Annotated in this window: 11 protein-coding genes; 4 read left to right on the top strand and 7 right to left on the bottom strand. The window is 72.2% G+C overall.

The window, feature by feature from the left end; all coding sequences use genetic code 11:
• Positions 1-170 precede the first annotated feature (170 nt).
• Positions 171-410 (top strand): hypothetical protein, encoded by a 240-nt coding sequence (locus ACR9ZG_RS15465; RefSeq protein ID WP_481285740.1) that lies wholly within the window; start codon positions 171-173, stop codon positions 408-410.
• Positions 407-1,846, top strand: a complete 1,440-nt coding sequence (locus ACR9ZG_RS15460; RefSeq protein ID WP_481285739.1) for a hypothetical protein — start codon at positions 407-409, stop codon at positions 1,844-1,846. Before ACR9ZG_RS15465 ends, ACR9ZG_RS15460 begins: the two co-directional genes overlap by 4 nt.
• Here the strand turns inward: ACR9ZG_RS15460 and ACR9ZG_RS15455 are convergent.
• The 6 genes from ACR9ZG_RS15455 to ACR9ZG_RS15430 all read right to left on the bottom strand — a co-directional run bounded on the left by ACR9ZG_RS15455 (position 1,831) and on the right by ACR9ZG_RS15430 (position 7,697).
• Entirely contained in the window at positions 1,831-2,286 is a 456-nt protein-coding gene (locus ACR9ZG_RS15455; protein ID WP_481285738.1) for an MSMEG_6728 family protein, read from the bottom strand. The two genes, ACR9ZG_RS15460 and ACR9ZG_RS15455, sit on opposite strands and share 16 nt — an antisense overlap.
• A 41-nt stretch (positions 2,287-2,327) precedes the next feature.
• Complete coding sequence (locus ACR9ZG_RS15450; protein ID WP_481285737.1) at positions 2,328-2,885, bottom strand: dihydrofolate reductase family protein; 558 nt, start codon at positions 2,883-2,885, stop codon at positions 2,328-2,330.
• Positions 2,886-2,998: 113 nt separating this feature from the next.
• Positions 2,999-4,045 carry a rhamnose ABC transporter substrate-binding protein gene (rhaS, locus tag ACR9ZG_RS15445; protein WP_481285736.1) on the bottom strand — a complete coding sequence of 349 codons (1,047 nt, stop codon included), beginning with the start codon at positions 4,043-4,045 and terminating at the stop codon, positions 2,999-3,001.
• A 45-nt stretch (positions 4,046-4,090) separates the two neighbouring features.
• Positions 4,091-5,131 (bottom strand): ABC transporter permease, encoded by a 1,041-nt coding sequence (locus ACR9ZG_RS15440; RefSeq protein ID WP_481285735.1) that lies wholly within the window; start codon positions 5,129-5,131, stop codon positions 4,091-4,093.
• Positions 5,128-6,171 carry an ABC transporter permease gene (locus ACR9ZG_RS15435; RefSeq protein ID WP_481285734.1) on the bottom strand — a complete coding sequence of 348 codons (1,044 nt, stop codon included), beginning with the start codon at positions 6,169-6,171 and terminating at the stop codon, positions 5,128-5,130. The genes ACR9ZG_RS15440 and ACR9ZG_RS15435 overlap by 4 nt, the downstream gene beginning before the upstream one ends.
• Entirely contained in the window at positions 6,168-7,697 is a 1,530-nt protein-coding gene (locus ACR9ZG_RS15430) for a sugar ABC transporter ATP-binding protein (RefSeq protein WP_481285733.1), read from the bottom strand. The genes ACR9ZG_RS15435 and ACR9ZG_RS15430 overlap by 4 nt, the downstream gene beginning before the upstream one ends.
• 127 nt (positions 7,698-7,824) lie before the next feature.
• On the opposite strand from ACR9ZG_RS15430, the gene ACR9ZG_RS15425 reads away from it, so the two are divergent.
• Positions 7,825-8,841, top strand: coding sequence for a LacI family DNA-binding transcriptional regulator (locus ACR9ZG_RS15425; RefSeq protein ID WP_481285732.1), 1,017 nt, complete (start codon positions 7,825-7,827; stop codon positions 8,839-8,841).
• Here the strand turns inward: ACR9ZG_RS15425 and ACR9ZG_RS15420 are convergent.
• The gene (locus ACR9ZG_RS15420; protein WP_481285731.1) at positions 8,774-9,775 is read right to left on the bottom strand and encodes a DMT family transporter; all 1,002 of its coding nucleotides are present in this window, start codon (positions 9,773-9,775) and stop codon (positions 8,774-8,776) included. The two genes, ACR9ZG_RS15425 and ACR9ZG_RS15420, sit on opposite strands and share 68 nt — an antisense overlap.
• Before the next feature lie 71 nt (positions 9,776-9,846).
• On the opposite strand from ACR9ZG_RS15420, the gene ACR9ZG_RS15415 reads away from it, so the two are divergent.
• Positions 9,847-10,770, top strand: coding sequence for a LysR family transcriptional regulator (locus ACR9ZG_RS15415; RefSeq protein WP_481285730.1), 924 nt, complete (start codon positions 9,847-9,849; stop codon positions 10,768-10,770).
• The last annotated feature ends 137 nt before the right edge of the window (positions 10,771-10,907 follow it).

Here is a 10,907-nt window from a genome sequence, read left to right as displayed (position 1 = left end):
CCCCCCCCCCCCCCCCCCCCCCCCCCCCCCCCCCCCCCTTTTTTTTTTCACAGATGTGTATAAGAGACAGGGCAGCCCTCCTCGCGGATCGACCCCTCCCCGCGGCGCACCCCGGTGGCTATCCTCGGCCCCGTCGGAGCACGCAACGCCCCGGCGAGGGGGTGGATGCCATGGCCAGGGCGTTGTTCTGGGTCGCCGTCGTGCTCACAGCGGTGAGCGTCGTCGCGTTCGTCGCGACGCTGGTGGATCCCGAGTGGATCGAGGCGGTCTTCCGCGTCGACCCGGACGAGGGCAGCGGGGAGGCGGAGCGCGGCGTCGCCCTCTGGGTCGCCGGTGCCGCCGCCGTCGTGTTCGCCGTCTTCGCGATCGTCAGCGGACGCATCGCGCGGCGCAGGGAGGTGTCGTCATGAACGAGGCGGAGGAGCGCAAGATCCTGCGCGGCAGGGGGCTCGAGCCGAGCACCCACGAGCCGAAGCTGCTGCCGAAGCCGCGCCGGCGGCTGGCCGAGCGAGGGCTGGACGAACGCGTCCAGCGGCGGGGCATCCCCGACGTGCCCGGGGAGCCGGTCGAGCAGTCGGCGCCGACCGAGCCCTCCCCCACCGGGCCGGGCGAGCGTGGGGAGGTCGTGTTCGAGACCTACACGCCCGTCACCCCGCCGCGGGGCGTGCTGCAGCCTCCCGACCCCACCGGCGCCGACGGCGACAGGGACGTCGTGCTGATGCTCGGCAACTCGTACCTGTCGGTGTCGACCGACGGCGGCGGCAGCTTCACCGACGTCGATCCGACCACCTTCCTCCCGGCCGCGGTGGGCCGCGCCGTCGACCAGGTGATGATCTACGTGCCGCACCGCTCGCTGTTCGCCTGGATGATGCAGCACGGGACGGACGGCTCGGGCGACGGCACGTTCCGGCTGGCCGTCGCCACCGCGGCCGACGTCGCCGCCGACGTGACGACGGCCTGGAGAGTGTGGGACTTCACCTCGGCGATGTTCGACGCCCCGAAGACCCCCACCGACCGGCAGGACCTCGCCTTCGACGAGTCGCACCTCTACCTGACGACGAACCTCGTCGGGAAGGGCCGCGTGGTGATCTCCCTCAGCCTCCAGGAGCTGGCGGCGGGAGGGTCCCTCGGCTACGGCTACACCGATCCGCTCGACGCCATGTACCAGTTCTCGTGCCTGTCGCAGCAGAACCGGCTCGACGTGTACTGCGTGGCGATCAAGGACTCGGCGACGCTGCAGGCCATGTTCTTCGACGACGGCGCTGGGGTCTACTCGTTCCACGACGTGACCGTCGGCTCGTTCCCGACGGCCATCGACCTGTCGTCGAAGGACCCCGACGGCGTCGACTGGCTCACGCGCGGGGTGGCCAACGTGTCGGCCTCGGTCGTGCGCGGCGACGACCTCTGGGTCGCGTGGGATGCGGCGGCCAGCGCGAGCGGGGACTCCCCCCGCTTCCCCAACGCGCACGTGCGCCTGGCCCGGGTCGATCGCACCTCCTGGACCCGGCTGGAGGAGCGGCAGGTGTGGAACGACGACTACGCCTTCGCGTACGGCTGCCTCGCCGTCGGGCCGGGCGGCGACGTCGGCTACGGCGTGGCGGTCGGCGGCAGCAGCGACTACCCGAACTCGTGCTTCGGCATCCTCGGCGACTTCGTCGTCTACTTCCGCGACACCTCGACCGCCACGGCCGGCGCGGGCAGCGAGCCGCGCTGGGGCGACTACATCACCGTGCGGCCGTCCGAGCGCGACGAGCGCCGGTTCGCGGCGTTCGGCTACTTCACGGTGAAGGCGACGGGAGGCGGAGAGACGCAGAGCCCGTACTTCCTGTCCTACGGCAGGCCCTGATCCATCTTCCGGGCGGCCGGCCACACGTAGGGGAGGTCGTCCGGTACGTCGGGGAACAGCGGGCGGTAGAACTCCGGGTCCTTGCGCACGAGGTTGGACTGGTGGCTGCGGTGGAAGGCCGGGTCGCCGATCCACGGCGGAAGCTCCAGCTCCTCCTGCGCGAGCGCCTCCACCTCCGGCGCGAACTCCAGCACCTGCGGCCGGACGGTGTCGGCGTGACCCCGCTCGATCCACGCGTCCGCCGACTCCAGGGCGTACTTGGTGAGGGCAGGGAGGTAGCCGCGCCACATCTTCGCGACCGGATGGTGCCGCCAGCCGTAGCCGGGAACCGTGACGGCGCGCAGCACCTGGAGCGCCTCCACCCGCTGCTTGCCCATCCTGGCGCGGTCGAGCACGCGCACGCTGCGCGCGAAGGACGGGTAGGGCAGGAAGGTCTGCACGCCGCACACCGTACGCCCGGCACCGACGGGCTCGCCCGCGCCTACCCGTAGCGCAGGCGCCGATACTCCTCGTAGATCACGCGGCCGCCGAACGTCCGCGTCCCGACCAGGCCCAGCGGCAGCGGGCGGTCCACCGGCGGCCAGTACCGGGTGCCGCCGCCGATGACCACGGGATACCGGAACAGGCGGTACTCGTCGATCAGGTCGAGGGCGATCGCCTCGGCGGCGAGCGCAGCTCCCCCGATCGACACGTCCTTGCCGGTGGCGGCGGCGATCGCCGCGGCCTCCTCCGCCACCGAGCCGCCGGCGAGGCGGGCGTTGCCCTCCACCGTCTCCAGCGACCGGCTGAACACCACCTTCGGCAGCGCGGCCCATGCGTCCGCGAACGCGGCTCCCGTCGCCGTGCCCCGGAGCGAGTCGTCGGTCTCCCAGACCAGCATCGACTCGTAGAGGCGCCGCCCCAGGAGGTAGCCGCCGAGCTCCGCCACCTGGGCGAACTGGAACCGGAACTGCTCGTCGCTCGGCGTCGTGAACGCGAACCCGCCCTCGTCGTCCGCGATGAACCCGTCCGCCGAGACCCCCATCGAGTAGATCAGCACGACGCCAGGCTAGTGGGTGGCTGCGGTGACCGGGGAGGGGCGTGCCGCACGCGCAGCGGGAGCCGGCGACCGAGGGGCCGCCGGCTCCCGCCGGGTTCACGCGGTGCGTGCGCTCAGAAGTTGAACTTGTCGATGTTGTCCTTGTTGAACACGAACGGGTCGCCCAGCAGCACCGTCTGGTCGTCGCCGACGGTGAACTTGCCGAGCTTGCCCGCCTCGAAGGAGTCGCCCTTCTTGCCGGTGATGTCACCGTCGATCAGCGCCTTGGCGGTGTACGCGGCGAGGTAGCCGAGATCCTCCGGGTTCCACAGCGCGAACTCGTCGACCGTGCCGTCCTTGACGTACTCGCGCATCTGGTTCGGGGTCCCGAGCCCGGTCAGCTTGACCTTGCCCTTCGCGTCCGAGGTCGACAGGTAGCGGGCCGCCGCGGCGATGCCGACCGTCGTGGGCGAGATGATGCCCTTCAGGTTCGGGTGCGTCTGCAGCAGGGCCGCGGTCTTGTCGAACGACGTCTGGTCGTCGTCGTTGCCGTACACGGTGTCGACCAGCTTGACGTTCGGGTGGTCGGCGGCCAGGTCCTTCTTCATCAGCTCGATCCACGCGTTCTGGTTGGTCGCGTTCGCCGAGGCCGAGAGGATGGCGATCTCGCCGCTGTCGCCGATCTCCTTGGCGATGGTGTCGACCTGCACCTTGGCGATGCCCTCGGCCGTGGCCTGGTTGACGAACACGTCGCGGTACTTCGCGTCGGTGTCGGAGTCGAACGTCACGATCTTCACGCCGGCCGACTTGGCCTGCGTGAGGGCGCTGCCGAGCGCGGTCGGGTCGTTCGCCGACAGGACGATCGCACCGACGCCCTGCTGGGTGAGCGTGTTGATGTACGAGACCTGGGCGTCGGCGGTGGCGGTCGACGGGCCGACCTCGTTGTAGGTGCCCTTGAACTCCTTGACCGCGGTCTCGCCGCCCTTGTCGGAGGTGTCGAAGTACGGGTTGCCGAGGTTCTTGGGCAGGAAGGTGACCTTGTAGTTCTTGTCGCCCGAGCCGGAGCCGTTGTCGCCGGAACCGCTCGAGCACGCGGTCATGGCGAGGGCGACGGCGACGACACCGGCCCCCAGGGTGAGCAGCCGCGTGGTGGTGCGGCGGTGGGTGGAGGGCAACATCATTGTTCCTTTCGATGGGGTGAGTGCAGGTGGTGCGGTGCGCCGGGGCTAGACGGGTGATCGCCGCCGGTGGGCGCGGGCGGCCCGTGCCCAGCCGATGATGCGCGGCGAGAGCACGGAGACGATGAGGAGGACGCCGGTGATGATGTTGATGGCGTCCGAGCTGACGTTGGCGAGGCGGAGCGCGCTCTGCAGCACGCCGATCAGGAGCACGCCGGCGACGACGCCGTGCAGCGCGCCCTTGCCGCCGAAGATCGAGACGCCGCCGAGCAGGACCGCGGCGATCACCGACAGCTCCAGGCCGACGGCGTTGTCGCCGCGGGCGCTGCCGTAGCGCAGCGTCCAGTAGATGCCGGCGAGCGCCGAGACCAGGCCGGTGAGCAGGAAGGCGATGAACTTCGTGCGGGCCACGTTGACGCCCGAGAACTGCGCGGTCTCGGAGCTGAGGCCGAGGGCGAACAGCCCGCGTCCGTAGGGCGTCGCGTGCAGCAGCAGCGCGAACACGACGATCAGGACGACGACGAGCACCATGACGACGGGGATGCCGCTGGTGCCGAACCGGGACTGCACGAGGTTCTGCCAGAAGAACGGGAACTCCGTCACCGCCGTCGTCCCGAGCAGGCCGACCGCGATGCCGCGGAAGAGCGCGAGCGTTCCGATGGTGACCGCGAGCGACGGGAGGCCGACGACCGTCACGAGGAAGCCGTTGATGGCTCCCGCGACGAGCCCGACCACCAGGCAGACGACCATCGCGGCCTCGATGGGCCAGCCGGCCTTGGTCAGCACGCCCAGCAGCACGGAGCTCAGGCCGAGCGTGCTCGCCACCGACAGGTCGATCTCGCCCGAGACGATGACCAGCGTCATCGGCAGGGCGATCAGCAGGATGGGCGTGATGTCCAGCAGCAGGAAGCTGAGCGTGATCGGCGTGCCGAAGTTCGGCACGGCCGCCGCGGCGACGGTGACCACGACGACGAGTGCCGCGATGACGGCCGACTCGCGCGTGAGCACCCAGCGCTGCCAGAGCGGGCGGCTGTAATCGGGGTAGGTCCGCGCCGGCGCGGTGCTGGTGGCGGAGTCGATGCCGGTCATGCCGTCACCTGCCTTTCTGCGACGAGACGGCGCGAGAGCCGCACGGCGAGCACGCGGTCGAGCACGATGGCGCCGATGATGAGCACGCCGACGACCGCCTGCTGCCAGAAGTCCTGGATGCCGAGGATGGGCAGCGCCCGGTTGATCGTGAGCAGCAGCACGGCGCCCAGCGCCGCCCCGTACACCGAGCCGCTGCCGCCGAAGATCGCGACGCCGCCGATGACGGCCGCGCCGACCGCCTGCAGCTCCAGGCCGCTCCCGGTCTGCGAGCTGACCGTGCCGTAGCGGGCCACGAACAGCACGCCGGCGAGTCCCGCCAGCGCCCCGGAGAGCACGAAGGCGACCAGTACCCGCTGGGTGACCTTCAGGCCGTAGAGCTCCGCCGCCGCCGGGTCGGAGCCGATGGCGTACAGCTCGCGGCCGCCGCGGCGGTTGCGCAGATACCAGCCGGCGATCAGCAGCACGACGAGCGCGAGGATGGTGAGGTACGGGATGGTGAGGAACGATCCCGTCCCCAGGTGCAGGAACCCGGAGGGCATGTCGCTCGCGTTGATCCGGTTGCTGCCAGCCCACAGCACGTCGATGCCGCGGTAGGCGTAGAGCGTGCCGAGCGTGATCACCAGTGCCGGCACCTTCCCGAACGCCACCAGCGCACCGTTGACCAGGCCGAGCAGGGCCCCGGCGATGGCGCCGATGACGAAGACGAGCACGATCGGGATGCCGGGGAGGTCGGCGAACAGACGGCCCGTCAGGTACGCCGTGAGCCCGACGACCGAGCCGACGGACAGATCGACGTTGCGGGTGATGATGACGATGGCCTGGCCGATCGCCACGAGCACCAGGATGGCCGGCGTCAGCAGCAGGTCGCGCCAACCGTCCGGGCTGAACAGGAAGGCCGGGTTGATGGCCGTCGTCACGGCGACGACGACGATGAGCGCGGCCAGGATGCCGGTCTCGCGGGCCCGGACGAACGCGCGGCCGATCCGGGCGGCGGCGGAGGCTCCGGCCGGCGCGGGCGGGGTGAGGGTCGGGGTGGTCATCGTGCGGCCTCCTCGGCGGCGTGGGTCGCGGCGAACATGACGTTCTCGGCGTCGGCCTCTGCGCGGTCGAACTCCGCCGTGATGCGGCCCTCGCGGACGACGAGCACGCGGTCGGCCATCCCGAGCACCTCCGGCAGCTCGGACGAGATCATGAGGATGCCCATCCCCCGCCCGGCGAGCTCGGAGAGCAGGCGGTGCACCTCGGCCTTGGTGCCGACGTCGATGCCGCGGGTCGGCTCGTCGATGATGAGCACGCGCGGGTCGGTGGCGAGCCACTTGCCGAGCACGACCTTCTGCTGGTTGCCGCCGGAGAGGGTGCCGGCGAGGGTGTCGAGGGCGCTCGTCTTCAGCTGGAGGCGGCTCGACCACACGCGGGCGGCGCGGTTCTCGGCGGCGTTGCGGATGAAGCCCCATTTCGCCAGCCGGGAGCGGATCGCCAGCGTCGCGTTGCGCGAGACCGACTCCTCCAGCACGAGGCCCTGCTTGCGCCGGTCCTCCGGGACCAGGGCGAGGCCGGCGGCCATCGCCGCGACCGGGCGGTGCCGCGGGACGGCCCGCCCGCCGACCCTCACGGTGCCGGAGGTGTACGGGTCGACCCCGAACACCGCGCGGGCGATCTCGCTGCGCCCCGCGCCGACGAGACCGGCGAGGGCGACGATCTCGCCGGAGCGCACGGTGAACGAGACGTCGGCGAACACCCCGGGCGAGGTGAGGCCGTCGACCTCCAGCAGCGGACCGCCGATCTCGGTCTCCTGCTTGGGGAACAGCTCGGTCACGTCGCGGCCGACCATGCGCCGCACGATCTCGTCCTCGGTCACCTCGTCGGTCGGGTCGGTCGAGACGAACGAGCCGTCGCGCATGACCGTGATGGTGTCGCAGAGCGAGAAGACCTCGTCGAAGCGGTGCGAGATGAACACGATGCCGCGGCCCTCGTCGCGGAGGCTGCGGGCGACCGCGAAGAGCCGCTCCACCTCCACGCCGGAGAGCGCCGCGGTGGGCTCGTCCATGATCAGCACGCGGGCGTCGAGCGAGACGGCCTTGGCGATCTCGATGATCTGCTGGTCGGCGATGGAGAGTCCCTCGGCCAGCCGGTCGGGGTCGATCCGCACGCCGAGGCGCTGGAACAGGCCCTCGACCTCCTGCCGCATCCGCTTGCGGTCGATGCGCCCGAAGCGACCCTCGGGCTGACGGCCCATGAACACGTTCTCGGTCACCGACAGGTCGGGGAAGAGCGTCGGCTCCTGGTAGATCACCGCGACGCCCGCGGCCTTGGCCTGGGCGGTCGACGTGAAGTCCACCTCCTCGCCGCGCAGCCGGAGGTCGCCGGCGTCGCGGCGGTAGAGCCCCGCCACGATCTTCACGAGCGTCGACTTGCCGGCGCCGTTCTCGCCGACGAGCGCGTGGATGGAGCCCTGTTCGAGGCGGAGGCTGCCGGAGCGGAGCGCGACGACGGCTCCGAAGGACTTGACGACCTTCGACAGCTCGAGCACGGGCGGTGCCGGTGTCTGCTGGTCAGTGGGTGGCACGAAGAGCCTCCTCATTGAGGTGAACATGTCATGAATCGATTCATGTACGATTCAGGCACACTATATTGAGGTCCGATGCCTCGGTCAAGCGAGCATCGTGAACACTCAGGCCGACGAGGGAGCGACGATGCAACCGACGAGCATCCGGGACGTTGCGCAGCGCGCCGGCGTCTCCGTCGGCACCGTGTCGAACGTCCTGAACCGGCCGGACGAGGTCTCCGCCGAGCTGCTCGTGCGCGTCACACGCGCCATCGACGAGCTGGGCTACGTGCCCAACGACGCAGCCAGGAGGCTGCGCAAGGGCGTCAGCTCGGCCGTCGGCTTCGTCGTGCTCAACGGGCAGAACCCGTTCTTCAACGACGTGGTCCGCGGCGCCGAGGACGAGGCGTCACGGCACGGCATCGCCATCCTGTACGGCAACACCGACGAGGACGCCGATCGCGAGCGCCTGTATCTCGACCTGTTCGAGGAGCAGCAGGTGCGCGGCGTGCTCATCGCGCCGTTCGGCGACATCCAGCCCCGGCTCGAGCGGCTGCGCCGCCGCGGCATCCGCGCGGTGCTCGTCGACCGGTTCGGCGGCAGCAGCCGGTACAGCTCGGTCTCGGTCGACAGCGTCGCCGGGGGCAGGATGGCCGTCGAGCACCTCATCGAGACCGGCCGCCGCCGCATCGCCTTCGTCGGCGGCCCGTTCGAGATCCGTCAGGTGCAGGACCGCCTGGCGGGCGCCCGCGTGGCCGCCGAGAACGCCGAGGGTCAGGTCGAGCTGGAGGTCGTCGCCACCACCGCGATGACCGTCGAGCAGGGCGTCGCGGCGGGCGCACGCATCATGGCCAGGCCGCCGGGCCAGCGGCCGGACGCGCTGTTCGCCGCCAACGACCTGCTCGCGCTGGGCCTCCTCCAGTCGCTGGTCTCGGACGGCCGCGTGCAGGTGCCCGACCACATCGCAATCATCGGCTTCGACGACATCGCGTTCGCCGGCGCGGCCGCCGTGCCGCTGTCGTCGATGCGGCAGCCGAGCACCATGATCGGCCGCACGGCCCTGCGCATCCTCCTGGAGGAGAACACGGACCCTGACCTCATCCCCCGGCAGACGGTGTTCCAGCCGGAGCTGGTGGTGCGGAGGTCGACCGCGCCGGCCCGCTGAAGCCTCCCGGCCGGCTGAGCCGCGCCGCCTCGCGCGCGGCCGCCCCTTCGCGGTGCCGCCGCTCGATGGCCTGCCCGGCGTACCCGGCGGCGACGATGACGGCCGCGCCGACGACCCCGAGCGGGCCGATCGGCTCGCCCGCCAGCACCACGCCGACGAGCAGGGCCCAGACCGGCTCCGTCCCCATCAGGATGCTGGCGCGGGCCGCGGAGGTGCGCCGCACCGCCCACAGCTGCACCGCGAACGCGAAGACCGAGCAGAGCAGCCCGAGGAACAGCACCTCCACCCAGCCCACCGGATCGAGCCGCGTCACGGCGGGCACCAGGTCGGCGCCGCCGAGCAGCGAGAACCCGAGCGCGCACACCAGCAGCTGCACCAGGACCACCCCGAACGTGCCGTCGGCGCGTCGCCGGGTGAGCCGGGCGCTCGCGGTCACGTGCAGCGCGCGCACGATCGCCGCCGCGATCACGAGCAGGTCTCCGGCGGTCGGCGGCCGGAACCCTCCACCGCCCACCAGCAGCGCGACGCCGACCACGGCGGCGACCGCGGCGACGAAGTACGAGCGCGGCAGCCAGTCGCGTGCGGCGATCCCCTCCAGCGCCGGGGTCAGCACGAGCGACAGGCTGATCAGGAGGCCCGCGTTGGTCGCCGAGGTGAGGTGGACTCCCCAGGTCTCGAGCCCGATGATCGCGGCCTGCGAGCACCCCAGCAGCGCGGCGATGGCGAGGCCCGGGCCGCGCGGGAGGCGCTCGCGCCGCACGAGGCAGAGCAGCGCCATCGCCACAGCCGCGACGAGGAAGCGCAGCGCGACGGCGGAGGGGACGCCCACCTCCGCCGCGAGGCCCTTGGCGGCGAGGAAGCTGGAGCCCCAGACCGCGGCCACGCCGAGCAGCAGGACGTCGACGAGGGAGGGTCTGCGGAGGCGGGCGGTCATGCCACTAGTCTTCGACGTGACGACCGTGAAGAACAACGGCCACCGTCTTCACCGACGATTGAGGAACGCTTATGGATCCGATGCGCCTCCGGCTGCTGCGCGAGCTGGGCGACCGCGGCAGCGTCACCGCCGTCGCCGCCGCCCTGGGCATCAGCGCCTCGGCCGTCTCGCAGCAGCTGGCCGCCCTCCAGGCCGGGGTTCCGGTCCCGCTGACCGTCAAGCGCGGGCGGGCGCTCGCGCTCACCGAGGCCGGTGCCGCGCTCGCGGTCGCCGGCGCACGGGTGGAGGAGGCGCTGGCCGGCGCGCGCGACGCGGTCGACGCGTTCCTGCACGAGCGCACCCGCACCGTGAGCGTGTCGGCGTTCCACAGCGCGGGGCTCGCCCTGTTCCGGCCGCTGCTCGCCGAGCTGGCCCGGTCGGCGGACAGCCCCGCCGTCTCGCTGCGCGACGCCGATGTGGCGCGGTCCGACTTCCCCGGGCTCACGGCCGACCACGACCTGGTGATCGCCCACCGCCTCGCCCACGAGCCGGAATGGCCGGCGGAGCGCCTCCACGTCGCCCCGCTGTTCGTGGAGCCCCTCGACCTGGCCCTCCATCGCGCGCACCCGCTGGCCGCCCTGGCGCGGATCACGCCGGCCGATCTGCGCGACGAGCGCTGGATCTCGGTGCACGACGGCTTCCCGCTCGCCAGAGCGCTCGACCATCTGGCGGCCCTCGCCGGGCAGCCGCTCATCATCGAGCACCGCATCAACGAGTTCTTCGTCGCCGCGCAGGTGGTGCGCAGCGGAGCCGCGGTCGCCCTCGTCCCGCGCATCACCGCCGCGGCGCTCGCGGACGACGAGCTGGTGCTGCGCCCGATCAGCGGCGTGACGCTCGCCCGGCACGTCGACGTGCTGGCCAGGCCGGACGCCGTCGCGGCGGCGCCGGTGCGTCAGGTGCTCCGGGCGCTGCAGCGGGTGGCGGCGGCGGCAGCGGCGCCCGTCACGACTCCCTGACCGGCTGCGCCTCCGCCCTCCCCTGCGCCTCGGCCCGGCCCAGCGGCGCCGGCGCGGCGCCCCCCCCCCCCCCCCCCCCCCGCCCCCCGGGCGCCCGGGGGGCGGGGGGGGGGGGGGTGACGGGCCGCCCCGGGCCC

The organism is Leifsonia sp. KNZ12-8B (assembly GCF_056755495.1).
This window is presented reverse-complemented; position numbering and strand designations above follow the sequence as displayed.

Coding starts and splice junctions, on each gene's coding strand:
- ACR9ZG_RS15460 (WP_481285739.1), top strand. CDS start 407: ATGAACGAGGCGGAGGAGCGCAAGATCCTGCGCGGCAGGGGGCTCGAG.
- ACR9ZG_RS15415 (WP_481285730.1), top strand. CDS start 9,847: ATGGATCCGATGCGCCTCCGGCTGCTGCGCGAGCTGGGCGACCGCGGC.
- ACR9ZG_RS15465 (WP_481285740.1), top strand. CDS start 171: ATGGCCAGGGCGTTGTTCTGGGTCGCCGTCGTGCTCACAGCGGTGAGC.
- rhaS (WP_481285736.1), bottom strand. CDS start 4,045: ATGATGTTGCCCTCCACCCACCGCCGCACCACCACGCGGCTGCTCACC.
- ACR9ZG_RS15425 (WP_481285732.1), top strand. CDS start 7,825: ATGCAACCGACGAGCATCCGGGACGTTGCGCAGCGCGCCGGCGTCTCC.
- ACR9ZG_RS15420 (WP_481285731.1), bottom strand. CDS start 9,775: ATGACCGCCCGCCTCCGCAGACCCTCCCTCGTCGACGTCCTGCTGCTC.
- ACR9ZG_RS15440 (WP_481285735.1), bottom strand. CDS start 5,131: ATGACCGGCATCGACTCCGCCACCAGCACCGCGCCGGCGCGGACCTAC.
- ACR9ZG_RS15435 (WP_481285734.1), bottom strand. CDS start 6,171: ATGACCACCCCGACCCTCACCCCGCCCGCGCCGGCCGGAGCCTCCGCC.